The organism is Shinella fusca, from assembly GCF_014203155.1.
GTDB classification, from domain to species: domain Bacteria; phylum Pseudomonadota; class Alphaproteobacteria; order Rhizobiales; family Rhizobiaceae; genus Shinella; species Shinella fusca.
This window is the reverse complement of sequence record NZ_JACHIK010000012.1, coordinates 38,912-62,494: the sequence shown is the minus strand read 5'-3', so window position 1 is coordinate 62,494 and position 23,583 is coordinate 38,912. Positions and strand designations below refer to the sequence as shown.

The window sequence follows — 23,583 nt, the reverse complement described above, 5'->3', positions numbered from 1 at the left end:
CCCGTCCCGGTCCTGCCGGGCCGCGCTGACGCCGGCTCGCCAAAGAGCATGACTTCGGGCTCCAAGGCAAGGCCCCGCGCCTGCCGGGGCGTATAATGCATGCTAGTATACAAGGCGAGGGGAGAGAGGCAAGCGGATGCGGAAGATTCCGCCTTCGCAAAGCAGGAGGGGCGAAACCGCAGGAGATGGCACACCTGCGGTCTCGCCCGGCTGACGATGCCCGTTCCCCTTACAGCGGTGTGCGGCGCCGGCGGGTGAGGATCGGCGCATATTCCAGGCAGAAGAGGCCGAAGGCGGTGATCCAGAGGACGCCGGAGGCGGCATAAATCGTCTGGCTCATGTCGGGAAGGACCTCGCCGAGCGGGCGGACCAGCGCGCAGGCGAAGACCGCCACATAGGCCGCGACGGTCAGGCGCGAGGCCGTCAGGGCATGGCCGGTATGGCCGAGGCTGGCGCGCGTCATCACCGCCAGCATCATGCCGGCAATGGCGCCGACGGAGAGGAGATGCAGCACCGAGCGTTCCTCCACCCAGCCGTTGGCGGCAAGGGCGATGGCCAGAAGGCCGAGCGGGATGAAGGCATAGGCGACGTGGAGGACGACGAGCAGCTTTTCCTGCGCCGTCGTCCAGCCGCGCCAGCGGTAGAGGCGGACGGCGTTGAGGATGGCGCCGGCAAGTGCGAGCACGGTCGTCGCGAGATGCATCGGATCGGCGGTCCAGGCGGCGAGCGCCGCGGTGCCGGCGAGGATGGCGACGGTGTCGAAGCGATTGAAGGGGACCGGGAATTTCGTCCGCCCCGCCTTGGCGAGCCAGTTGCGGGTGAAGCTCGGCACGATGCGCCCGCCGATGATCATCACCAGTATGACATAGGCGGAGAGGGCGAGGCGGATCGTCACCTCGTCGCGGTCGCCGCCGATGATGGCGACGTGGTAGAGCCCGTTCGCCAGCGAAAGGGCGAGGAGCGCCCCGAGCACCTTCAGGTCCTTCCACTTGCGCCCGGCGACGATCTCGCGCGTGCAGATGAGAAGGAGCACCGGAAGGAAGAGGCCGTCGATCACGGCGGCTGCCGTCACGCCGATCCAGTCGGTCATGAGGAGGGCGATGCGCCCGGCGCACCAGAGGCCGAAGAGCGCGCCGAGCGGCTTGCCGGAAACGGGCAGCCGGCCCGTCCAGTTGGGCACGGCCGTCAGCAGGAAGCCGGCGAGCACGGCCGAGGCGAAGCCGAACAGCATCTCGTGCGCGTGCCAGTTCGGCGCGCCGTAATCGCCGGCGATCTCGATATGGCCGGTGATCGCGGCGATCCACAGCGTCATGGCGACGATCGCCCACACGCCGCCGCCGAGGAAGAACGGCCGGAAGCCGTAGGAAAACAGCACCGGGCCGGTGCGGGAAAGGCCGCGTGGAACGGGGCCGCCGACGCGCCCCGCGGTTTGGCTTGCACTCATGATCGTGCTCCTTTGCATGTGTGAGTTTCCTTCTAGGGGCCGCGGCCGACGGGTTCTTTGCGAGATGACAAAGAGCAAGCAGGCGCCTGCCAAAATGCCGCAGCGGCCGGAAGGACCTGTTTGACCAGCCTCAAAGAGACGGCGCCGAATGCGCGTAGAACGAGAGCAACAGGGCGATACACCGCTCCGTTCTTTCAAAAGGAGACATGCAATGACTGAGCAGTTTCAGATGACCCGCCGCACGATCCTGGGCGGTGCCGCTTTCGCCGGCGTCCTGACGCCGCTCATCGCGGCGACGATGGCACGGGCCGAAGGCGGCGACATCCAGACCGATCCGACCGCCGCGGCCGCAAACGTCGCCAACCTTGAGCGGGTGAAGGTCGAGCTGGTGAAACCTCCCTTCGTCCACGCCCACAGCCAGAAGGCTGACGGCGGCCCGAAGATCCACGAATTCACCCTGACGATCGAGGAAAAGACGATGATCCTCGACGACCAGGGCACGGAAGTCCACGCGATGACCTTCAACGGGTCGGTTCCCGGGCCGATGATGGTGGTGCACCAGGGCGACTATGTCGAACTGACGCTGATCAACCCCGAGACCAACGAACTGCAGCACAACATCGACTTCCATTCGGCAACCGGCGGCCTCGGCGGCGGTGCGCTGACCGTGGTCAACCCGGGCGAAAGCACGGTCCTGCGCTTCAAGGCCACCAAGGCCGGCGTCTTTGTCTACCATTGCGCACCTCCCGGAATGGTGCCGTGGCATGTCACCTCGGGCATGAACGGCGCGATCATGGTGCTGCCCCGCGAAGGGCTCACCGACGGGCACGGCAAGGAACTGACCTATGACCGGGTCTACTATGTCGGCGAGCAGGATTTCTACGTGCCGCGCGACGAGAAGGGCAACTTCAAGAAATATGCCAGCGCGGGCGACGCCTATGCCGACACGATCGAGGTGATGCGCACGCTGACCCCGAGCCACATCGTCTTCAACGGCGCGGTCGGGGCCCTCACCGGCGACAACGCCCTGCAGGCGAAGGTGGGCGAGAAGGTGCTGATCGTGCATTCGCAGGCCAACCGCGACACCCGTCCGCACCTTATCGGCGGCCACGGCGACTATGTCTGGGCGACCGGCAAGTTCCGCAACGTTCCGGATGTCGACCAGGAGACCTGGTTCATTCCGGGCGGCACGGCGGGCGCGGCCTTCTACACCTTCGAGCAGCCCGGCATCTATGCCTATGTCAACCACAACCTGATCGAGGCCTTCGAGCTGGGTGCGGCCGCGCACTTCACGGTCACGGGCAAGTGGAACGACGACCTGATGACATCGGTCACGCCCCCGAACGGCGTCTGACCCCTGATGCCCGCCGCCTTGGCGGCGGGCCCTCTCCGGGCCGCCGGCGGCGGCCCGGCCTTTCACCGGCACCCGCCCCGGATGCCGAAACACCGTCCGGGCGCGTGCAAGGAGGCCGTCATGGCTGTGCTCGTTTCGAAACCCGGCATCTCGTGGACTTCGCTCGCTTTCCCCGCCGTCCTGCTCGCCGGCCTTGCCGGCACGCTGGCAGTTCAGGCCGATCTCTTCCGTCCCGCGCCGGCGGGGCCCGTCCTCGATGAACCGATGACGGTGGAGGTCGCGCCGCGCACCTTCCAGTATCGCGACAGCGGCGAATTCTTCCGCAACGGCTTTGCCGTCGACGGCCCGGTCGAGACCGTGACGATCCGCCGTCCGCTCACCATCATGAAATACCAGGTCACCGCCGCCGACTACGGGCGCTGCGTGGCCGATGGTGCCTGCCCGCCGGCCGAGCCGAGCTATGTGCCGGCCGATCCCGCTACCACCCCCGCCACGGGCGTCAGCTATGACGACGCCGTCGCCTATGCCGGCTGGCTGAGCGCGCGCACCGGCGAGATCTGGACGCTGCCGACCGACCGCGACCTTGCCTTCGCTGCAGGTTCGCGCTTCCCGGACGATGCGCTGGGCGTCGACATTAACAGCACCAATCCCGCCGACCGCTGGCTGGCCGACTATCGCCGCGAGGCGGCGCGCAAGGCCTCGCGCGATCCGGTTCCCCAGCCGCTCGGCCGCTTCGGCGAGAGCGAGTTCGGCCTTGCCGACTTCGCCGGCAATGTCTGGGACTGGACGGCGACCTGCAGCCGCCGCGTCAACCTCGACGAGGCGGGGGCTGTCGTGAAGGACACCCAGTCGTGCGGCGTCTACGTTGCGAGCGGCAAACACCGCGCCTCGCTGAGCTCGTTCGTGCGCAACCCCAAGGGCGGCGGCTGCGCGGTGGGCGTGCCGCCGGACAATGTCGGCTTCCGCCTGGTGAAGGACACCCGCTGGTATGCCGGCCTCCTCGACACGCTTCGCAGGAAAGGATTGCCGTTCTGAACTTCCGGCCGCGGCCCCGGCGTGATAGAAGCCGGTAACGTTCATACCGAGAGGCTACGGATTGTGAAGATCGACAGGACCGTCGTGCGCTCGCTCGCCTTGTTCGAGCGGATGAGCGACGAAGACCTCGACAGATTGCTGGCCCATGCGACCGCGCGCCGCGTGCCGCAGGGCGACGCCGTCTTCGAGCAGGGCCAGCAGGCGGCAAGCTTCTTCCTCCTGCTGCACGGCCGCCTGAAGGTGACGCAGGTGACGCAGGACGGCCAGCAGATCATCGTGCGCGTCGTCCATCCGGGCGACCTTTTCGGCTTCGCCAAAGCGCTGCAGCGGTCAGACTATCCCGGCACCGCGCGCGCGGCGACGGAGAGCGTGATCCTCGGCTGGCCGACGGATCTCTGGCCGAGCTTCGTCGAGCAGAACCCCCGCCTTGCCGTCAGCGCCATGCAGACGATCGGCCAGCGGCTGGAAGAGGCCCATACCCGCATCCGCGAGATGTCCACCGAGGAGGTGGAGCGGCGCGTCGCCCATGCCGTCCTGCGTCTCTCGCGCCAGGCAGGGCGCAAGGAGGAGGACGGCATCCGCATCGACTTCCCCATCTCCCGCCAGGACATCGCCGAGATGACCGGCACGACGCTTCACACCGTCTCGCGCATCCTCTCGGCCTGGGAAGCGCGCGGCCTCGTCGAGGGCGGGCGGCAGAAGCTGCTCGTGCGCGATATGAACGGCCTTTCGGCGCTCGCCGACGGCGCGAAGGAATAGGCTTTCCGCTCAGGTGGCTTCCTTGAGGATGGCCGAGAAGACCGGATCGAAGGCGCGGCGGATGGGATCGGCGGCCGCGCCGAGGGCGACCGCCCAAGGATCCATCGTGCCGAGCTGGAAGCGGGCGATCGTGCGGCCCGGCCGCTCGGCATTCGACGGCAGCAGCGGGAAGACGGCGGCAAACAGCCGCTCGGCGAGCGGCTGCGGCGCGCTGCCGGTCAAAAGCACGGTCTGCGGATCGAAGATGGTCTCGACCATGTGGACGGCCTGCCGGAGATCTGTCGCGGCCCCCTCCAGCCAGTCGAGAATGCGCGGGTCGCCCTCCCGCGTCAGCCGCTCCACCGTCTCGTAGGCATCCGTCGTCGCCGTGTCGAGGCCGAGGCGCTGGAACAGCGAGGCGAGCGAGGCGCGATGTTCCAGCGGCAGGACCGCGCCGCCGCGCGAAAAGAGCACCATGCCGATCTCGCCCGCATTGCGGTTGCTGCCGGTGTAGAGTTCGCCGCCGAGGATGAGCCCGGCGCCGATGCCGTATCCGAGATAGAGGCAGACGACATGGTCGAGGCCGTCGGCCGCACCGTTCATGCGCTCGGCCGTCGCGCAGGCCGTGGCGTCGTTCTGCAGGCTGACGTCGAGGCCGGTGCCGGCGGCGAGCGTCTCCAGCAGCGGGAAGGCCTGCCACTTGCCCATCATCCACGGATCGTCTCCGGCGGGCTCCAGCCCGAACGGCCCCGGCATGGCGATGCCGAGCCCGGTGAGCCGGTGGGCGGAGACCGGAATGCGTGCGACGAGGTCGGCGCGCACCTTCTCGACGAGCCGCAGGATCACCCGGCTGCCCTCGACGGGATCGCCCGGCGGCAGGTTGGCGACCGCCCGGGCGGCTTCCCGCCCCAGGAAATCGACGGCGACGACGCGGGTAAGCTCCCGGTCGATCTGCACGCCGAGCGCAAAGGCGCCCTCGGCCACGAGCCGGTAGGGCGTGGATGGCTGGCCGCGGCCGCGCCGCACCACGTCTTCGGAGGCGACGAGCCCGTCGGCCTCCAGGTTCTCGATGAGGTTGGAGACGGTCTGCTTGGTGAGCCGGGTCGCACGCGCGAGATCGGCGCGCGAGAGCGGGCCGTTCAGGCGGATAGCCTCGATGATGACGCGCCGGTTGTGCGCGCTCGTGCCTTCCTGATTGGTTCCGCTCTTGGCGCGGATCGTCCGCAGTTCGTTCATCGCCACTTCCCTCTTGACACCATTTGATTAATACAGAACAGTTAAGTCAAGACATTTGACTTAATAAGGAACCGAAGAGTTCCGGGAACGGGCCGCAAGGCCCATGGCAAAGACAAGCGCCCGTGCCGGGCGCTTTCGGCATCAAAGCAAACTGGAGGCTGGCATGTTGAAATCGATCTCGAAAACCCTGCTGGGCGCCGCGCTCATCGCCGCCGCGTCCGCTCCGCACGCCTTTGCGGAAACCACGCTCAACGCCCTCTTCATGGCGCAGGCCGCCTATAGCGAAGCGGACGTGCGGGCGATGACCGACGCCTTCACCAAGGCGAATCCGGACATCAAGGTCAATCTCGAATTCGTGCCCTACGAGGGCCTGCACGACAAGACCGTGCTCGCGCAGGGCTCCGGCGGCGGCTATGACGTCGTGCTCTTCGACGTGATCTGGCCGGCCGAATATGCGGCCAACAACGTGCTGGTCGACGTGTCCTCGCGCATCACCGACGACATGAAGAAGGGTGTCCTGCCGGGCGCCTGGACGACGGTGAACTATGACGGCAAGTCCTACGGCATGCCGTGGATCCTCGACACCAAGTACCTGTTCTACAACAAGGAAATCCTGGAAAAGGCCGGCATCAAGGCGCCGCCGAAGACCTGGGACGAACTGACCGAACAGGCGAAGATCATCAAGGACAAGGGCCTGCTGGCAACGCCCATCGCCTGGAGCTGGGCGCAGGCCGAGGCCGCGATCTGCGACTACACCACGCTCGTCAGCGCCTATGGCGGTGAGTTCCTCAAGGACGGCAAGCCGGCCTTCGCCGAGGGCGGCGGTCTCGACGCGCTGAAATACATGGTCGACAGCTACAAGTCCGGCCTCACCAACCCGAATTCCAAGGAATTCCTCGAAGAGGACGTGCGCAACGTCTTCCAGAACGGCGAGGCGGCCTTCGCGCTCAACTGGACCTACATGTACAACATGGCCAATGCCGGCAAGGACAGCAAGGTCGCCGGCAAGGTCGGCGTCGTGCCGGCGCCGGGCGTTTCCGGCAAGAGCGAGGTCTCGGCCGTCAACGGCTCGATGGGTCTCGGCATCACCACGACGAGCAAGCATCCCGACGAGGCGTGGAAATACATCGTCCACATGACCTCGCAGGAAACGCAGAACGCCTATGCCAAGCTCAGCCTGCCGATCTGGTCCTCCTCCTATGACGACCCGGCCGTGACCGCCGGGCAGGAAGAGATGATCGCCGCCGCCAAGCTCGGCCTTGCCGCCATGTATCCGCGCCCCACGACGCCGAAGTACCAGGAGCTCTCCACGGCTCTCCAGCAGGCCATCCAGGAAGCGCTTCTCGATCAGGCCTCGCCGGAAGATGCGCTGAAGTCCGCCGCGGAAAACAGCGGCCTCTGACGAATGCGTCTTGCGGGCGGCCCCGGCCGCCCGCACACTCACTAGCCCGAAGACCGACAAGAGGACGCTATGTCCAGCACCTGGATGACGACCCGGGCATGGCTTCTCATGCTGCCGCTCCTGGCGATCATGATCGCGGTGATCGGCTGGCCGATGGCCGATACGGTGCGTCTTTCCTTCACCGATGCCAAGCTCGTCGGCCTCGGCGGCCGGTTCGTCGGCTTCGACAATTACGTGAAGATGCTGACGAGCGGCAATTTCCAGCGCGCCCTTTATGCGACCACCTGGTTCGCGGTCGTCTCGGTGACGGCGGAAATGGTGATCGGCGTCCTCGCCGCCCTGCTGCTCAACCAGCGCTTCTATGGTCGTGCCGTGCTGCGCGCGCTGCTCATCCTGCCCTGGGCGCTGCCCACCGTCGTCAATGCGACCCTGTGGCGGCTGATCTACAACCCGGAATACGGCGCGCTGAACGCCGCGCTGACGCAGATCGGCCTTCTCGATAGCTATCGTTCGTGGCTCGGCGAGCCGGGCACGGCCATGACGGCGCTGATCCTCGCCGACTGCTGGAAGAACTTTCCGCTCGTCGCCCTCATCGCGCTCGCCGCCCTGCAGGCCGTGCCGCGCGACATCACCTCGGCCGCGCTCGTCGATGGCGCAGGGCCCTTCGCCCGCTTCCGCTTCGTCGTGCTGCCCTATCTTGCCGGTCCCCTCATGGTGGCGCTGGTGCTGCGCACCATCGAGGCTTTCAAGGTGTTCGACATCATCTGGGTCATGACGCGCGGCGGGCCGGCCAATTCGACGCGCACGCTCTCGATCCTCGTCTATCAGGAGGCCTTCTCCTTCCAGCGGGCGGGCTCGGGCGCCTCGCTCGCCCTCGTCGTCACGCTCATCGTTACCGTGCTGGCGGTCGGCTACGGCCTGCTGGTGCGCCGCGCCGCGGGGAGCGCCGCCTGATGGAACGCCGCAGCCGCCTCGCCTCGATCCTCATCCATGCCGCAGCGCTCCTGCTTGCCGCCGTCATCCTCGCGCCGATCTTCTGGCTCTTCGTCATGAGTATTTCGCCGGCCGCCGACCTCGTCGCAAAGCCGCTCGGCTGGTGGCCGAGCCATGTCGATTTCTCGCGCTATGCGGTCCTGCTCTCGACCGTTCCCAACAGCGCGGGCGCGGCCTTCGTCGCTTCGCTTATCAACAGCATCCTCGTTGCCGGCATGGCGACGCTCGCGGCCATCGCGCTTGCCATTCCGGCCGGCTGGGCGGTCTCGCGCACGCCTTCGGTCGGCTGGTCGCTGTCGCTGGTGATCGCCACCTACATGCTGCCGCCGGTGGCGCTTGCCGTGCCGCTCTACATGGCGCTCGCCTGGCTCGGCCTTCTCAATTCCGTCTTCGGCCTCGCGCTCGTCTATCTCAGCATCCTCGCGCCCTTCACGACCTGGCTTATGAAATCCGGCTTCGACGGCATTCCGCGCGAGATCGAGCAGGCGGCGATGATCGACGGAGCCGGGCTCTTTACGACATTGCGCATCCTTACCCTGCCGCTCGCCATGCCCATTGTCGCCACTTCGGCGCTCTTCGCCTTCCTGCTCGGCTGGGACGAGTTCTTCTATGCGCTGCTCTTCACCTCCGACCAGCGCGCCCGCACGCTGACCGTCGCCATCGCCGACCTTGCCGGCGGGCGGGTCTCCGACTACGGGCTGATCGCGACCGCCGGCGTGCTCGCCGCGCTGCCGCCGGTGCTGGTCGGCCTCCTCATGCAGCGGGCCCTCATCTCGGGCCTCACCAGCGGCGGCGTGAAAGGATAACGTGTGAGACCGCTTGCCGTCATCGGAAACGTCAATGTCGACCTGATCATGGGGCCTGCCGCGCCGTGGCCGCAGCCGGGCACCGAGATCATCGTCGACCATGACGAATTGCGCCCCGGCGGCTCGGCCGGCAACGCGGCGCTCGCCCTGATGGCGCTCGGCACGCCCTTCGAGATGGCGGCGAGCATCGGCGCCGACAGTTTCGGGACGTGGCTTGCCGGCAGCTTCGGCGATCACGCCCGGAAATGGCCGGTGCACGGCGAGAGCACGACGCTCTCCGTCGGCATCACCCACCCGGACGGCGAGCGCACCTTCTTCACCACGCGCGGCCACCTTCCGCTGTTCAGCCTGGAGGATGTCTTCGCCGTGCTGGACGGGCCGCGCCTTGCCGGCGGCATCGCGCTCCTGTGCGGCTCCTTCCTCACAGACCGGCTGGTGGAGGAATACGACGCGCTCTTCGACTGGGCGGATCGTCACGGCATCGCCGTCGCGCTCGATACGGGCTGGCCGCTCGCCGGCTGGACGGCGGCCAACAAAACGGCGGCGAAACGCTGGCTGTCACGCTGCCGCATCGCGCTTCTCAACGAGGTGGAGACGACCAGCCTTGCGGAGGTGGCCGACCCCGCCGAGGCGGGGCGCATCCTTCGGCAGGGCATGCCGGACGGTGCGATCGCCGTCGTGAAATGCGGGCCGAAGGGTGTGCTGGCCGTCGATCCGCAAGGCCGGCTTTTGCACGCCGAAGCGCCGCCGGTTGCGGTGGTCGATACGATCGGCGCGGGCGACGTGTTCAATGCCGGCTTCCTTGCTGCCTATGCGGCCGGCGAGGGGCTGGCGGCGAGCCTTGCCGTGGGCACCCGCATCGCTTCGCGCGCCATTTCCACCCATCCGCGGCGCTATGCGCCGGACACGCAGGAAATCCCGGCATGAGCACGCTGACCATAGACGCCATCCGCAAGAGCTACGGCGCCATCGAGACGTTGAAGGGCATCAACATCGACCTTGCGAGCGGGGAATTCCTCGTGCTGCTCGGCGCGTCGGGTTGCGGCAAGTCCACGCTGCTCAACATCATCGCCGGCCTTGCCGAGCCGACGAGCGGCGATATCCGCATCGACGGGCGCTCCATCGTCGGGATGCATCCGAAGGACCGCGACATCGCCATGGTGTTCCAGTCCTATGCGCTCTATCCCAATCTGACCGTGCATCGGAACATCGGCTTCGGGCTGGAAATGCGCAAGGTCGGCGCGGCCGAGCGCGACAGGGCCGTGCACGAGACGGCAAGGCTGCTGCAGATCGAGACCCTGCTGGAGCGCAAGCCGGCCCAGCTTTCCGGCGGCCAGCGCCAGCGCGTGGCGATCGGCCGCGCGCTCGTGCGCAATCCGAAGATCTTCCTGTTCGACGAGCCCCTGTCGAACCTCGACGCCAAGCTGCGCATGGAGATGCGCACGGAGCTGAAGCGCCTGCACCAGTTGACGAAGACCACCGTGGTCTATGTCACGCACGACCAGATCGAGGCAATGACGCTGGCGACCCGCATCGCCGTCATGCGCAACGGGCGCATCGAGCAGCTCGGCACGCCGGAAGAGATCTACAACCGCCCGGCGACGCTCTATGTCGCCACCTTCGTCGGCGCGCCGCCGATGAACCTTCTTGCCGCGACCGCGCAGGCCGGCCGGGTGACGGTCGACGGGACCGGGATCGCACTTGCCTTGCCGGGGCTGGAGGCCGTTCCCGCGGGACGCCGGCTCGTGCTCGGCGTCCGCCCCGAGGCGGTGGGGCAGGCGGGCGAGGGGATCGGCTTTTCGGCGCGCTGCGAGGTCGCCGAGCTTACCGGGCCGGAGCGCATCGTCACGGCCTCGGTCGGCGGGCAGCGCATCGTGGCCGCCCTGCCGGCAGCCGCGCGCGTCGAGGCGGGCGATGACGTCACCCTTCATGTCGATCCCGCCTCCTTCCACGTCTTCGACGCCGAGACGGAAGCGCGGCTGAACTGACCGTCTTTACTGGTTGCGAATCCGGCCGTCCACGAGGTCGAGCACGGCATTGGCCGCATCGAGCACGTTCGTGCCGGGGCCGAAGACGGCCGATACGCCGTTCTCCAGCAGGAAATCGTAGTCCTGCCGCGGAATGACGCCGCCGACGACAACCACGATATTCTCCGCCCCGCGCTTGCGGAGCGCTTCGACCAGCGCCGGGGCCAGCGTCTTGTGCCCGGCGGCGAGCGAGGACATGCCGACGACCTGCACCTTCCCGGAAACGGCAAGGTCGGCCGCCTCCTCCGGCGTCTGGAACAGCGGGCCGACGGTGACGTCGAAGCCGAGATCGCCGAAGGCCGAGGCGATGACCTTGGCGCCGCGGTCATGGCCGTCCTGGCCGAGCTTGGCCACCATGATCTTCGGTTTCGCCGCGCGCGCGGCGATGCGGCCGGCGAGCGTCCTGTATTCCGGGTCGTCGCCATAGGCCGGGCCGTAGATGTCGCCGACGACGTCGGGCACCGCCGCATGGTCGCCGAAGGCGCGGCGCATGGCGTCGGAAATCTCGCCCACCGTCGCGCGCGCCCGCGCGGCCGCGACGGCGGCTTCGAGGAGGTTGCCCTGGCCGGTCTTCGCGACGGCTTCCAGCCCGGCGAGCGCCCCGGCCACCGCTGCACCGTCGCGGCGGCGGCGGATCTCGTCCAGCCGCTTGATCTGCGCGGCGCGCACGGCGGAATTGTCGATCTCCAGGATGTCGATCGGCTGCTCGTCCTCGAGGCGGTATTTGTTGACGCCGACGATGACCTCGTCGCCGCGGTCGACGGCGGCCTGACGGCGCGTGGCGGCCTCCTCGATCAGCCGCTTCGGCAGGCCCTCGATGACGGCTTTCGTCATGCCGCCCATCGCCTCCACCTCTCCCATGAGAGCCCAGGCCTTCTCGGCAAGCTCATGCGTGAGGCTTTCGACATAGTAGGAGCCGGCGAGCGGGTCGACCACCTTCGTCACGCCCGTCTCGTGCTGGAGGATGAGCTGGGTGTTGCGGGCGATGCGGGCGGAAAACTCCGTCGGAAGCGCGATGGCCTCGTCGAAGGAATTGGTGTGCAGCGACTGCGTGCCGCCGAGCGCGGCGGACATCGCCTCGAAGGCGGTGCGCACGATGTTGTTGTAGGGGTCCTGCTCCTGCAGCGAGACGCCGGAGGTCTGACAGTGGGTGCGCAGCATGCGCGAGGAGGCCTTCTTCGGCTGGAACTCGTCCATGACGCGGTCCCAGAGCAGGCGCGCGGCGCGCAGCTTGGCCGCCTCCATGAAGAAGTTCATGCCGATGGCGAAGAAGAAGGAGAGGCGGCCGGCGAAATCGTCGACATCGAGGCCCTTGGCGATGGCGGCGCGGACATATTCGCGTCCGTCGGCGATGGTGAAGGCGAGCTCCTGCGTGAGCGTCGCGCCGGCCTCCTGCATGTGGTAGCCGGAGATCGAGATGGAGTTGAACTTGGGCATCTCGCGCGCCGTGTAGTCGATGATGTCGGCGACGATCCGCATCGAGGGCGCGGGCGGGTAGATATAGGTGTTGCGGACCATGAACTCCTTGAGGATGTCGTTCTGGATGGTCCCGGAGAGCGCCTCCCGCGGCACGCCCTGCTCCTCTCCGGCGACGATGAAGCTCGCGAGGATCGGGATCACCGCGCCGTTCATCGTCATGGAGACGGAGACCTTTTCCAGCGGGATGCCGGAGAAGAGGATCTTCATGTCCTCCACGCTGTCGATGGCGACGCCCGCCTTGCCGACATCGCCGACGACGCGGGGATGGTCGCTGTCATAGCCGCGGTGGGTGGCAAGGTCGAAGGCGACAGAAACGCCCTGCTGGCCGGCGGCGAGCGCCTTGCGGTAGAAGGCGTTGGAGGCCTCGGCCGTCGAGAAGCCGGCATATTGGCGGATCGTCCAGGGCCGGCCGGCATACATGGTGGCGCGCGGCCCGCGCACGAAGGGAGAGAAGCCCGGGAGCGAGCCGAGGTGGTCGACGCCTTCAAGGTCCTCCGCGGTATAGACGGGCTTGACGGTTATGCCTTCCGGCGTCTGCCAGTCGAGCGTTCCGGGCGCGGCGCGCAGCTCCTTCTCGGCCAGCGCTTCCCAGTCCTTCAACGTCTTCTCGCTCATTCCGCTCACACTCCAGGATCGTTCCGCGCGACCCTATCACGGCCTTTTGCTTTCATCACGCCCTCCCTTCGGCCAAGGAGGGGGCGGGAAAGCGGCCATGGGAGACCGCCGCGCGGAGTGCACGCGGCGGGCAAGCGCTGTCAGGCGATGACCTTGATCCTGCCCGTCATGTTGGGATGGAAGCGGCAGTAATAGTCCACACTGTCGTCGGCGGTCACGACATGGGTTGCCGACTTGCCGGGCGGGATGGACACCTCCCAGCCGCCCTTGACGGTGGCGGTGTGGGCGAAGGGATCCCTGTTGGTCCATTCGATCGTCTCGCCGGCCTTCACCTCGATTTCCGCAGGCTGGAAGGCGAGCTTGTCGATCGTCACATGGACCGTGCCGTTGTGGGCGCGGGCGAGCGTGCCGCCGGCAAGCACGGCCGCGCCCGCCGCCAGCAACTGGCGCCGGTTGAGAAGGGCGGTCATTTCAGGCCTGCCGCAACGTGCTCGGCGTGCTGCTCATGGCCCTGGAACAGTTTCAGGCCGGTTTCCAGCAGGCTCTTCAGCTCGGGGTTCTGCGCCGAGGGGATCAGCAACGTCTCGAGCGCGCCGTTGACTTCTCTGTGATAGGCGACCTCGTTGTCGATATAGGCCTTGTCGAAGGCTGCGCCGTCGAGCTTGCCGAGTTCGGCGCGCTTTTCCTCGCTGGCCTTGGCGAGCGCCCGGCTGGTCGGGTTGTCCTCGGGCGTCACGCCGAGCTTCTTGACGAGCGCCAGCGCCATGTCGTTGACGGCCTCATGGTCCTTCTGCATCGACTGGGCGAAGGCGGTGACGTCCGGGTTCTTCGTCTTCGACAGGGCAAGCTTGGCCGCTTCCACGTCGATGACGCCGGCGCTGTAGGCGATGTGGGCGATCTGGGGATCGGTCGGCTTGTCGGCGGCGACGGCCAGTGTGGCGGCAAGGGCAAGGCAGGCGGCGCTGAGCGCGCAGATCAGGGTTTTCATCGGGATCTCCTCGGCGCCGCGGATGGGTGGCGCCCGTTTCGGTTAACGCCCCATTGGATGCCGGCGTGCCCGGGAGGTTCCCGTCATGTGTCGAGGCCGAGCTTGGCGAGAACGGCATCCGTCAGCCGGTCGCAGCGCGTGCCGGCGAAGGGGAAGGCGTCGGTGAGGACGGGGCCGACCTGTTCTTCCAGCCGCGTGCGGATGAGCTTGCGGGCGCGATGGAGCCGCGTCTTCACGGTCGCCGGCGGCAGGCCGAGGAGCGCGGCCGTCTCCTCCACGCTCAGGCCCTCGATGACGCGGGCGACGAAAACGAGGCGAAAGGCTTCGGGAAGCGCGTCGGTCGCCTCCTCTATGAGGCGGAGAAGCTGCCGCTGCGCCATGACACGCTCCGGATCGGCTGTGGAGGAGGAGAGCGGGAAGGGGATGATGTCGGCCTCGAAGGGCCGGGTTTCCGCCGCCGCGCGCTTCTGGCGCTTCTGCGCACGCAGCCGCATCAGCGCCGCGTTGAGAGCGATGCGCGAGAGCCAGGTCGAAAGCGAGGCCTCGCCCTTGAAGCCGGCAAGCCGGGAGAAGGCATGGAGATAGGCCTCCTGAAGCACTTCCTCGGCATCGGCATTGCTGCGCAGCACCGCCCGGACGAGCCGGTAGAGCCGCTGGTTGTGGGCCTTGACGATATGGCGGACGGCGTCCGCGTCGCCCGCGGCCGCGCGGCGGATGAGCGATGCTTCCCCGTCGTCGGGAAGGCTGTCGGCAATGTCTTGCAGAATCGGCATCGGATGCTCCTTTCGGGACCTGTTGGATGCCGGACCTGCCGGAAGGTTCCCGCAAGAATAGCCGATGCCGCGCGAAAAGACGGCAAAATGATGCGGCCGGGGCACGGATGGCAGGAAAACGCCGCAAGGGGTTGACCGGGAAGGGCAATGTCCTTGCGATGCACTGCACAAATAAATTATACCGTTTTTATATGTTTTTCGTACTTCAATGCCTAGAATGAGCCGGAATCGCCCGGCATGGGTGACTGCATGAGGTCCGGATGACGCTCATGCAGGTGGAAAGCAGGCTGAAATGCTGACGAAAAAGGGAAAATACGGTTTGAAGGCCCTGGTCGACCTGGCGCGGCTGGCGCCCGGCGAAACGGCTTTCGTCAGCGAGATCGCGCTGCGCAACAATATCCCGAAGAAATTCCTCGATACGATCCTGCTCGAATTGCGCAATGCCGGCATGCTGCGCTCGAAGAAGGGGCCGGGCGGCGGCTATTCGCTGTCCCATCCGGCCGCGGAAATCCGCATCGGCCATGCCATCCGCGTGCTCGACGGCCCGCTGGCGCCGATCCGCTGTGCCAGCCGCACGGCCTACGAGGCCTGCGAGGACTGTGCCGACCCGGAAGGCTGCCAGGTGCGCCGGGCGATGACCGAGGTGCGCGACGCCATCGCCTCCATCCTCGATACGATGACGCTGGAGCAGTTCGTTGCCGTTCCCGGCGCTTCCGCCATGATCGACGACGAAGAGCTGGAAAAGCGCGTCGGCTGAGTCGCCCTAGACTTCCTCCTCCGGCCGGCGGGCCTGCTGGCGCAATTCGCCGCTTTCGCTCAGGATCGCCGCAAGGTGCGCCGGGGGCGTTGCGGGCGTGCCGGCGATGGCGCTTGCGGCTTCCTCCGTGACGGTGAGCGCCGCGGCGGCGGCGAGGAAGGCATTCGTCCTGTGCTGCCCGGCAAGGCCGATCTGTGCGGCGTCGATCGCCCGGCCGGCCTCGGCCACCATCGCCTCTGCGGCGGCAAGCCTTGCCGAGAGGAGCCCGGCGGTGAGCGCATCGCCTGCCGCATCGTCCAGCAGCCGCTGCAAGGCGTGCCGGCCGGCGCCGAGGGTGCGGGCGGCCTCCAGCAGCAGTTCCAGCGAGCGGCCGACGTCGTGCGGGGAAGGCTCGCCCGCCGTCTGGATCAGCGCATCGCCCTCCGCAAACACATCCTTGAACAGCACATGCTCGGCCGGCGGGGCGCCGCCGGCCGCCGGCGTGCAACTGTTGGCGACATAGTGCAGGCCCTCGCCGCGGGCGGGAAGCAGGAGATGCGTCACCTTCGTGCCCTCGTGGCGAACCGGCACCAGCAGCCAGTCGGCATGGCGGGCGCAGGGCGTACAGAAGGCCTCTCCGCCGAGCCGCCAGGCAAGCCCGCCGGAGGCGAGCGAGAAGCTGTCCGCCGTCTGGCCGCGGCGAACGGAAGCCTTTGCCAGCCGGGCGCCGGCGAGGATTGCGGAAAAGACGGTGTTGCTCTGGCTCTCGCTGCCGTGGCCGCGGATTTCCTCCGCGGCGACGAAATGGGCGGCAAGAATCTCGCCGAGTGCCGGCGAGCGGGCGGCGGCAAGCGCGCAGACCTCTGCCAGCACGGTGTTGGAGACATCGATCCCACCATGCTCGGTCGGCACGGAAATGCCGAAGAGGCCGGAGCGGGAGAGAAGATCGAGGCGCGCTTCGGCCGTTTCCGCCGGGACCTCGCCCTCCCCGGGAAGGGCGAAGATGCCGCCGAGGGTGCCGGCGACCGTGACGGCCTCATCCTCCGTGGCGATGATCGCGGCGGTCCGTGCCGCTCGGTCCGGTGCGTATGAGAGAGTACCCATGTCGTCTCCTCCTTGCGGAATTCGTTTCCAGGGCGCACAGGCATTTTCGGAATAGAAAGATCATAGTCTATAGAGATTGTATAGATTGATTTTGACCTTCTGTCGGCAAGGCCGCTTCATGCGGATCGCCGCGAGGGGTAACGGACAAGCCTCGAAAGGGTTGCAAACCGCCGTTTTCCAGTCGCGAATATTATTCTAGTAAAAAGGTAGAATATTATCCGCGGCTGCGCTATTCTCCTCCCACCTGAGAGGAAAGGACAGCGCATGTTCTTCGAAAGGGTCGCAAGGCAAGATGCCACGCCAGCCGGCGCGCAGCCGGTCATGCGGATCGCCATCGTCGGGGCAGGGCCATCGGGCCTTGCCGTGGCAATCGCCCTGATGCGGCGCCTGCCGCAATCCTTCGAGGCCTGGATGATCGATGCCGGGGATGCGCCGGGCGCCTTCGCCGAAGGGGCGGGCGGGGCGGCGCTGACGGCCGAGCCCGCGCGCGACCTCTCCGTCCTGCCGGACCGGCCGGACGATTTCGCCCGCTGGCTGGGGGACGATCTCGTTGCGCGGGGCATTGCCCCGCTGCACGGCCCGCAGGACCTGCATGTGCCGCGCGCGCTCTTCCGCGCCTATCTCCTCCGCCGCTTTTCCGAGGCGCTTGCGCTTCGCCGCGACGTGCGTATCCGCACCGTGCGCGATGCCGTGCGACACATCGGGCCGGCGGCGTGCGGCGTGCATATCGGCTTCCAAGAGGGCGAAAGCGCGGTCTTCGACCACGTCTTCGTCGCGACGGGCTTCGGGCTTGCCCATCGCGAGACAACGTCGTGGCAGGAGGCGCGGGAGGTCGCCGCCCGGATCTCGGCGATGGAAAGCCCGCCGCCGCTTACCCTCGTCGGCAACGGGCCGCGCCTTGCGGCCGTCCTGCTCGATCTCCGCGCGCGGGGTTTTGCCGGGGAAATCCGTGTCGCGGTCGCGCCCGGTGGGCTGCCGCATCCCCATGGCCGCGGCCCTGACGGCGCCGTCTTCGGCCAGCCGCCGGCCACGCGCTCGCTGAAGGATGCTTTTCGCTATATCCGGCAGGAGTGCAGCGATGCGGCGGCGCGGGAAGGCGGCCAGTGGCAGGCCGTCGTCGATGCGGCCTCCGCCCGTCTCGGCGTCGTCTGGCGCAACCTGCCGCCCGCCGCCCGCAACCGCTATCGCCGCCATCTCCTGCCGTTGCACCGGCACTTCTCCATCCGCATCGCCCGTGATGTCCATCGCCGCCTTGCCGCCGAGATCGAAACGGACCGCACGGTCCTCGTGCCGCTCCGGCAAGGGCCGGTGAAGGACGAGAACACGGTCGATTGCCGCGAGATCCCGGCCGCCCGCGCGCTTGCCGGCATGCTCGGCTGCGACCCGGCCGCCCTCTTCGCCGACGAATGCGGCCATCTCCTCTCGGACGGTGCGCCGCTTCCCGGCCTCTCGGCCATCGGCGCGGTCGCCTCGGGCCTGCGGCCGGGGCCTTTCACCTTCGCCGAGACGGTGCGGCAGGCCTATCGCGGCGTCCTCGCCCTGCCGTCCCGGCGGCCGACGCGGGCCTTCGGCGGATAGGTCTCACCCGACCTTCTCCATGATGGGCGGCACCTGGACCACGGTGGGCTCGGTCGCGCCGGAATCGATGATGGCGAAGACGGCTTGCAGCATGTTCGGCACGTCCTGGCGCACCATCTCGATATGGTCGCCCAGCATGGCGACGAAGGGGTCCCAGTCGAAGCAGCCGAGATGGGGCATGCGCTCGGCATAGTGGCCCGAATGGCGGATCCAGCGCATCACGCCTTCCAGCGAAATGGTTGAGTTGACGAACATGCCGCGCGGCAGGTCGTGCGTGCGCCCGGCAAGCTGTCGCATGGCCTGCTCGGCCTTTTCCGGCGCGTAGCCGCAGGGCAGCACCAGCGTCTCGTCGACGGGAATGCCGGCCTCCGCATGCGCATCGCGGAAGCCGCGCATGCGCTCCATCGTATTGTGGTCGGTGCCGCGGCCGCCGACGAAGAGGAGCGGCGCCTTCACGCCGTATTCCCGCTCGCAGTTGGCGAGCACCCGGCGCGTCAGTTCCAGTGCGCCGCCGTAGTTGTCGGAGATGACGGAGGGGGCGCGCGAGCCGGGAAGGTCGAGATTGACGGTGCGCACGCCGGAGGCCGCGCACAGGTCGACGATGCGGTCGGGATCGGTGGCGCCCGTCGCGATCAGGCAGTCGACCTGGTAGGAGAGCATGGCGCGCGCCGCCTCCACCTCCAGCGCCGGGTCGCGCCGCGTGCAGGTGACGATGGGAAAGAGGCCGCGTTCGCGCGCCAGCGCCTCGAACTGCTCGACGATGGAGCCGAAATAGCGGTTGTCGTATTTCGGCACGATCATGCCGATGATCTTCGAGCGCTCGCGGCGCAGCACGCTCGCCTGCATGTTGAGCGCATAGCCCTGTTCCTCGGCGAGCTTCGTGATCCTCTCGGCGAGCTTGGCGCTGATGCGGCGCTTCTTCCAGTTGCCGTTGAGCACGGCGCTGACGGCGCTGGCGGAAGTGCCCGCGAGCTCTGCGAGGTCGTAGATGGTCGTCCGTTTCTGTGGGCTCGTCCGCTTCACATTTTCTCTCCGTTATGCGCGCCACCTTGACATCAATGAAGATTGGTGGCAATTCTTGCTTCATCGATTGAGCAAAGATGCTTCATCGATGAAGTTGCCTGAACAGCAAGGCTGACCCAAGGGAGGAGTCAGACGGAGAACCGACGAACCGGACGTTGCGGCACCCCCGCAGCGAACGATGATCCGCGCGTTTTTGCGTAGCGGAAGCGTCGGCCCCGTATCACCCCTGGAGGCCTGAGGTCGCTGGCGAACATCAACCGTGGAGGAACCCAATGAAGACGCTTACCTATCTGCTCGCATCGACCGGCCTCGTCCTGTCGCTCGGCAGCGCCGCTTTTGCCCAGGAAAACGCGACCGTCGCCTTCCTGATGCCCGACCAGGCCTCGACCCGCTACGAGCAGCACGACTATCCCGGCTTCAAGGCCGAGATGGAAAAGCTCTGCTCGGGCTGCACGGTCATCTACCAGAACGCCAATGCCGACGTCGCGCTCCAGCAGCAGCAGTTCAACTCGGTGATCGCGCAGGGCGCCAAGGTCATCGTTCTCGACCCGGTCGATTCCGCGGCGGCCGCCGCCCTCGTCGAGATCGCCCAGTCGCAGGACGTCAAGGTCATCGCCTATGACCGCCCGATCCCCGACAAGCCGGCCGACTACTACGTCTCCTTCGACAACCAGGGCATCGGCAAGGCCATCGCCCAGTCGCTGGTCGACCACCTGAAGGCCAAGGGCGTTGCGGACGGCGCGGGCGTGCTGGAAATCAACGGCTCGCCGACCGATGCGGCCGCCGGCCTCATCCGCGACGGCATCCATGAGGCGCTGTCCGCCTCGCCCTACAAGACGCTCGCCGAGTTCGACACGCCGGACTGGGCGCCGCCGAAGGCGCAGGAATGGACGGCCGGCCAGATCACCCGCTTCGGCGACGAGATCAAGGGCATCGTGGCGGCGAACGACGGCACGGGCGGCGGCGCCATCGCCGCGCTGAAGGCCGCCGGTGTCAAGGAGATGCCGCCGGTGACGGGCAACGACGCGACCATCGCCGCGCTCCAGCTCATCATCTCGGGCGACCAGTACAACACGATCTCCAAGCCCTCGGAAATCGTTGCCGCAGCCGCCGCGAACGCCGCGGTCAAGCTCCTCAAGGGCGAGAAGCCGGAAGCGACCCACACGCTCTACGACACGCCCTCGCAGCTCTTCGTCCCCGCCGTCGTGACGGCGGAGAACATCAAGGCCGAGATCTTCGACAAGGGCATCAACAAGCCGGAAGAAGTCTGCACCGGCGAATATGCCGACGGTTGCCGCAAGCTCGGCATCATGCAGTAAGATCGCTTCCCGTGTCCGGCCGCTTCCGGCGGCCGGACGCTCCGATCCGTCGAAAAGGTCCACAGGCCATGACAGCCACGCTAGAGAATGCTCCCGCCAAGGGGGAAACGGTGCTGCGCCTTCGCGGCGTATCCAAGAATTTCGGGGCCGTGTCCGCGCTCACGGACATCGAGCTCGAGGTGAAGGCCGGCGAGGTCGTCGCGCTGGTCGGCGACAACGGTGCCGGCAAGTCGACGCTCGTCAAGGTGCTCGCCGGCGTGCACCAGCCGTCGGCCGGCACGATCGAGTTCTGCGGCCGGCAGGTGACACTCGACAGCCCCGCCAAGGCGCTCGACCTCGGCATCGCCACCGTCTTCCAGGACCTTGCTCTCTGCGAGAACCTCGACGTCGTCGCCAATCTCTTCCTCGGCCACGAGCTTTCGCCCTGGGCGCTCGACGAGGTGGCGATGGAGGTGCGCGCCTGGACCCTGCTGCGCGAGCTTGCCGCGCGCATCCCCTCCGTGCGCGAACCCATCGCCTCGCTCTCCGGCGGCCAGCGGCAGACCGTCGCCATCGCCCGCTCGCTGCTGCTCGACCCGAGGCTCATCATGCTCGACGAGCCGACCGCCGCGCTCGGCGTCGCCCAGACGGCCGAGGTGCTGAACCTCATCGAGCGCGTGCGCGACCGGGGCCTCGGCGTCATCATCATCAGCCACAACATGGAGGACGTGCGCGCCGTCGCGGACCGTATCGTCGTGCTCCGCCTCGGCAAGAACAACGGCGTCTTCACGCCGGATTCGTCCAACCAGGAACTCGTTTCCGCCATCACGGGCGCAACGGACAACTCCGTCTCGCGCCGGGCCGAGCGCAAGTCCGGCCACGCACAGGAAAGCCACGGGGGCGCAGCATGAGCCAGAATCCTTCCCAGCCGATGCTCGACCGCAGCGACGAGCGCGTGCGCCACGACGACAGCCTCGCCGCCATGGCGAAAGGTTTCATCGACCGCGTGCGCTCCGGCGACCTCGGCATGCTGCCGGTCGCCGTCGGCCTCGTCGTCATCTCCATCGTCTTCTCCGCGCTGAACCCTGTGTTCCTCGCGCCGAACAACCTCGTCAACCTGCTCTTCGACTGCGCCACGGTCGGCGTCATCTCGCTCGGCATCGTCTGCGTGCTCGTGCTCGGCGAGATCGACCTGTCGGTCGGCTCGATGAGCGGCCTTTCCTCCGCCATGGTCGGCGTGCTCTGGGTCAATATGGGCCTGCCGGTCGCCGTCGGCATTCTTGCGGCTCTCGTCGCCGGCGCCGCCGTCGGCCTGCTCTATGCTGCGCTCTACAACCGGCTCGGCATGCCGAGCTTCGTCGCCACGCTCGCGGGCCTCCTCGCGCTGCTCGGCCTCCAGCTCTACATCCTCGGCCCGACCGGCTCGATCAACCTGCCCTATGCCTCCGTGCTGGTGCGCTTCGGCCAGATCCTCATCATGCCGGACTGGCTGTCCTACGTGCTGGCGCTGCTGCCCGGCCTTGCCATGGTCGGCCGCGGGCTCAGGACGCGCAGCCAGCGGCTCGCCGCCAACCTCTCGGCCCAGCCGATGCGGGCGCTGATCCTCAAGGCCGTGGTGCTGACGGCCGTGCTGGAAGCAGCGATGTTCTATCTCAATCTCGGCCGCGGCCTTCCGTGGATGTTCGCCCTCTTCGTCGCGCTCGCCGTTCTCCTCAACTATGCGCTGACGCGCACGCAATGGGGCCGCTCCATGTTCGCCGTCGGCGGCAACAAGGAGGCCGCGCGCCGCTCGGGCATCAACGTGCGCCGCATCTATACCAGCGCCTTCGTGCTCTGCTCGACGCTGGCCGCGCTCGGCGGCGTGCTCTCGGCCGCGCGCCTTGCCTCCTCCAGCCAGCAGGCCGGCACGGGCGACGTCAACCTCAACGCCATCGCGGCGGCGGTCATCGGCGGCACCAGCCTCTTCGGCGGCCGCGGCAGCGCCTATTCGGCCCTCCTCGGCATCATCGTCATCCAGGCGATCTCGAACGGCCTGACGCTGCTGAACCTCTCGTCCTCGCTGCGCTACATGATCACCGGCGGCGTTCTCGCCATCGCGGTCATCGTCGACTCGCTCGCCCGCCGCTCGCGCGTCAGCCACGGCCGCGCCTAAGAATATCGAATGGAGTTTCAATCATGACCGATCTCATGAAGGGCAAGATCGCCGCCATCACGGGGGCCGCCTCCGGCATCGGCCTCGAATGCGCCAAGACGCTTCTCGCCGAGGGCGCGAAGGTGGTGCTCGTCGACCGGGCGAAGGACAGGCTGGAGCAGCTCTGCAAGGAGCTCGGCCCGAATGCCCTGCCGCTCGTCGTCGATCTTCTGAACCCGTCCGACGTCTCGGGCATGCTGCCGCGCATCCTCGATATCGCCGGCGGGCTCGACGTCTTCCACGCCAATGCCGGCGCCTATATCGGCGGGCCGGTGGCCGAGGGCGACCCGGACGCCTGGGACCGCATGCTGAACCTCAACATCAACGCGGCCTTCCGCTCGGTCCATGCGGTGCTGCCCTACATGATCGGGAAGAAGACGGGCGACATCCTCTTCACCTCGTCCATCGCCGGCGTGGTGCCCGTCGTCTGGGAGCCGATCTACACGGCCTCGAAATTCGCCGTGCAGGCGTTCGTCCATTCGACGCGGCGGCAGGTGGCACAGTATGGCGTGCGCGTCGGTGCGGTGCTGCCGGGCCCGGTGGTGACGGCGCTCCTCGACGACTGGCCGAAGGAGAAGATGGACGAGGCGCTCGCCAACGGCAGCCTGATGCAGCCGAAGGAAGTGGCCGATGCCGTGCTCTTCATGCTGACGCGGCCGCGCAACGTGACGATCCGCGACCTCGTGATACTGCCCAACAGCGTCGATCTCTGAAACCGGGAGGGCGGCTCCTCCGCCCTTCCGCAATATTCCTGACTTGCAGG

At 67.5% G+C, this 23,583-nt stretch carries 22 protein-coding genes; 14 read left to right on the top strand and 8 right to left on the bottom strand.

Annotated features, from left to right (window positions below; all coding sequences use genetic code 11):
• Positions 1 to 229: 229 nt before the first annotated feature.
• Complete coding sequence (locus HNQ66_RS16640; RefSeq protein WP_184145298.1) at positions 230 to 1,444, bottom strand: NnrS family protein; 1,215 nt, start codon at positions 1,442 to 1,444, stop codon at positions 230 to 232.
• A 211-nt stretch (positions 1,445 to 1,655) separates the two neighbouring features.
• On the opposite strand from HNQ66_RS16640, the gene nirK reads away from it, so the two are divergent.
• The 3 genes from nirK to HNQ66_RS16625 all read left to right on the top strand — a co-directional run bounded on the left by nirK (position 1,656) and on the right by HNQ66_RS16625 (position 4,592).
• Positions 1,656 to 2,798, top strand: a complete 1,143-nt coding sequence (gene nirK / locus HNQ66_RS16635; protein WP_184145297.1) for a copper-containing nitrite reductase — start codon at positions 1,656 to 1,658, stop codon at positions 2,796 to 2,798.
• A gap of 120 nt (positions 2,799 to 2,918) precedes the next feature.
• Entirely contained in the window at positions 2,919 to 3,833 is a 915-nt protein-coding gene (locus HNQ66_RS16630; RefSeq protein WP_184145296.1) for an SUMF1/EgtB/PvdO family nonheme iron enzyme, read from the top strand.
• 63 nt (positions 3,834 to 3,896) lie between these two features.
• Positions 3,897 to 4,592 carry a cyclic nucleotide-binding domain-containing protein gene (locus HNQ66_RS16625; protein ID WP_184145295.1) on the top strand — a complete coding sequence of 232 codons (696 nt, stop codon included), beginning with the start codon at positions 3,897 to 3,899 and terminating at the stop codon, positions 4,590 to 4,592.
• Between the two features lie 9 nt (positions 4,593 to 4,601).
• Here HNQ66_RS16625 and HNQ66_RS16620 read toward each other — a convergent pair whose 3' ends face one another.
• On the bottom strand, positions 4,602 to 5,807 hold the full coding sequence (locus HNQ66_RS16620) for an ROK family transcriptional regulator (protein WP_184145294.1): 1,206 nt from the start codon (positions 5,805 to 5,807) through the stop codon (positions 4,602 to 4,604).
• A gap of 163 nt (positions 5,808 to 5,970) precedes the next feature.
• Between HNQ66_RS16620 and HNQ66_RS16615 the strand changes: the two genes are divergently transcribed.
• The 5 genes from HNQ66_RS16615 to HNQ66_RS16595 all read left to right on the top strand — a co-directional run bounded on the left by HNQ66_RS16615 (position 5,971) and on the right by HNQ66_RS16595 (position 10,996).
• Positions 5,971 to 7,209: an extracellular solute-binding protein gene (locus HNQ66_RS16615; protein WP_184145293.1), complete on the top strand. Its 1,239-nt coding sequence runs from the start codon at positions 5,971 to 5,973 to the stop codon at positions 7,207 to 7,209.
• A 69-nt stretch (positions 7,210 to 7,278) separates the two neighbouring features.
• Positions 7,279 to 8,163, top strand: coding sequence for a carbohydrate ABC transporter permease (locus tag HNQ66_RS16610; RefSeq protein WP_184145292.1), 885 nt, complete (start codon positions 7,279 to 7,281; stop codon positions 8,161 to 8,163).
• The gene (locus HNQ66_RS16605; protein ID WP_184145291.1) at positions 8,163 to 9,008 is read left to right on the top strand and encodes a carbohydrate ABC transporter permease; all 846 of its coding nucleotides are present in this window, start codon (positions 8,163 to 8,165) and stop codon (positions 9,006 to 9,008) included. The genes HNQ66_RS16610 and HNQ66_RS16605 overlap by 1 nt, the downstream gene beginning before the upstream one ends.
• A 3-nt stretch (positions 9,009 to 9,011) precedes the next feature.
• The gene (locus tag HNQ66_RS16600) at positions 9,012 to 9,935 is read left to right on the top strand and encodes a PfkB family carbohydrate kinase (protein ID WP_184145290.1); all 924 of its coding nucleotides are present in this window, start codon (positions 9,012 to 9,014) and stop codon (positions 9,933 to 9,935) included.
• Positions 9,932 to 10,996: an ABC transporter ATP-binding protein gene (locus tag HNQ66_RS16595; protein WP_184145289.1), complete on the top strand. Its 1,065-nt coding sequence runs from the start codon at positions 9,932 to 9,934 to the stop codon at positions 10,994 to 10,996. The genes HNQ66_RS16600 and HNQ66_RS16595 overlap by 4 nt, the downstream gene beginning before the upstream one ends.
• Before the next feature lie 6 nt (positions 10,997 to 11,002).
• On the opposite strand, the gene scpA is transcribed toward HNQ66_RS16595, so the two are convergent.
• The 4 genes from scpA to HNQ66_RS16575 form a co-directional block, all read right to left on the bottom strand.
• Entirely contained in the window at positions 11,003 to 13,129 is a 2,127-nt protein-coding gene (gene scpA / locus HNQ66_RS16590) for a methylmalonyl-CoA mutase (RefSeq protein ID WP_184145288.1), read from the bottom strand.
• Positions 13,130 to 13,269: 140 nt separating this feature from the next.
• Entirely contained in the window at positions 13,270 to 13,599 is a 330-nt protein-coding gene (locus HNQ66_RS16585; RefSeq protein ID WP_184145287.1) for a cupredoxin domain-containing protein, read from the bottom strand.
• Complete coding sequence (locus HNQ66_RS16580; RefSeq protein WP_184145286.1) at positions 13,596 to 14,117, bottom strand: DUF4142 domain-containing protein; 522 nt, start codon at positions 14,115 to 14,117, stop codon at positions 13,596 to 13,598. Before HNQ66_RS16580 ends, HNQ66_RS16585 begins: the two co-directional genes overlap by 4 nt.
• 83 nt (positions 14,118 to 14,200) lie before the next feature.
• On the bottom strand, positions 14,201 to 14,890 hold the full coding sequence (locus tag HNQ66_RS16575; protein ID WP_184145285.1) for an RNA polymerase sigma factor: 690 nt from the start codon (positions 14,888 to 14,890) through the stop codon (positions 14,201 to 14,203).
• A 292-nt stretch (positions 14,891 to 15,182) separates the two neighbouring features.
• Between HNQ66_RS16575 and HNQ66_RS16570 the strand changes: the two genes are divergently transcribed.
• Positions 15,183 to 15,647: an RrF2 family transcriptional regulator gene (locus HNQ66_RS16570; protein ID WP_184145284.1), complete on the top strand. Its 465-nt coding sequence runs from the start codon at positions 15,183 to 15,185 to the stop codon at positions 15,645 to 15,647.
• 6 nt (positions 15,648 to 15,653) lie between these two features.
• Here HNQ66_RS16570 and HNQ66_RS16565 read toward each other — a convergent pair whose 3' ends face one another.
• The gene (locus tag HNQ66_RS16565; RefSeq protein WP_184145283.1) at positions 15,654 to 16,730 is read right to left on the bottom strand and encodes an acyl-CoA dehydrogenase family protein; all 1,077 of its coding nucleotides are present in this window, start codon (positions 16,728 to 16,730) and stop codon (positions 15,654 to 15,656) included.
• Positions 16,731 to 16,994: 264 nt separating this feature from the next.
• Between HNQ66_RS16565 and HNQ66_RS16560 the strand changes: the two genes are divergently transcribed.
• Positions 16,995 to 18,308 carry an FAD/NAD(P)-binding protein gene (locus tag HNQ66_RS16560; protein WP_184145282.1) on the top strand — a complete coding sequence of 438 codons (1,314 nt, stop codon included), beginning with the start codon at positions 16,995 to 16,997 and terminating at the stop codon, positions 18,306 to 18,308.
• A gap of 3 nt (positions 18,309 to 18,311) precedes the next feature.
• Here HNQ66_RS16560 and HNQ66_RS16555 read toward each other — a convergent pair whose 3' ends face one another.
• Positions 18,312 to 19,331, bottom strand: a complete 1,020-nt coding sequence (locus HNQ66_RS16555; RefSeq protein ID WP_184145281.1) for a substrate-binding domain-containing protein — start codon at positions 19,329 to 19,331, stop codon at positions 18,312 to 18,314.
• Between the two features lie 272 nt (positions 19,332 to 19,603).
• On the opposite strand from HNQ66_RS16555, the gene HNQ66_RS16550 reads away from it, so the two are divergent.
• From HNQ66_RS16550 to HNQ66_RS16535, 4 genes are all read left to right on the top strand, one after another.
• Complete coding sequence (locus HNQ66_RS16550) at positions 19,604 to 20,650, top strand: ABC transporter substrate-binding protein (RefSeq protein WP_184145280.1); 1,047 nt, start codon at positions 19,604 to 19,606, stop codon at positions 20,648 to 20,650.
• A 68-nt stretch (positions 20,651 to 20,718) separates the two neighbouring features.
• Positions 20,719 to 21,540, top strand: coding sequence for an ATP-binding cassette domain-containing protein (locus tag HNQ66_RS16545; RefSeq protein WP_184145279.1), 822 nt, complete (start codon positions 20,719 to 20,721; stop codon positions 21,538 to 21,540).
• The gene (locus tag HNQ66_RS16540; protein ID WP_184145278.1) at positions 21,537 to 22,781 is read left to right on the top strand and encodes a sugar ABC transporter permease; all 1,245 of its coding nucleotides are present in this window, start codon (positions 21,537 to 21,539) and stop codon (positions 22,779 to 22,781) included. Before HNQ66_RS16545 ends, HNQ66_RS16540 begins: the two co-directional genes overlap by 4 nt.
• Before the next feature lie 23 nt (positions 22,782 to 22,804).
• On the top strand, positions 22,805 to 23,533 hold the full coding sequence (locus HNQ66_RS16535) for an SDR family oxidoreductase (protein WP_184145277.1): 729 nt from the start codon (positions 22,805 to 22,807) through the stop codon (positions 23,531 to 23,533).
• Positions 23,534 to 23,583: the final 50 nt, after the last annotated feature.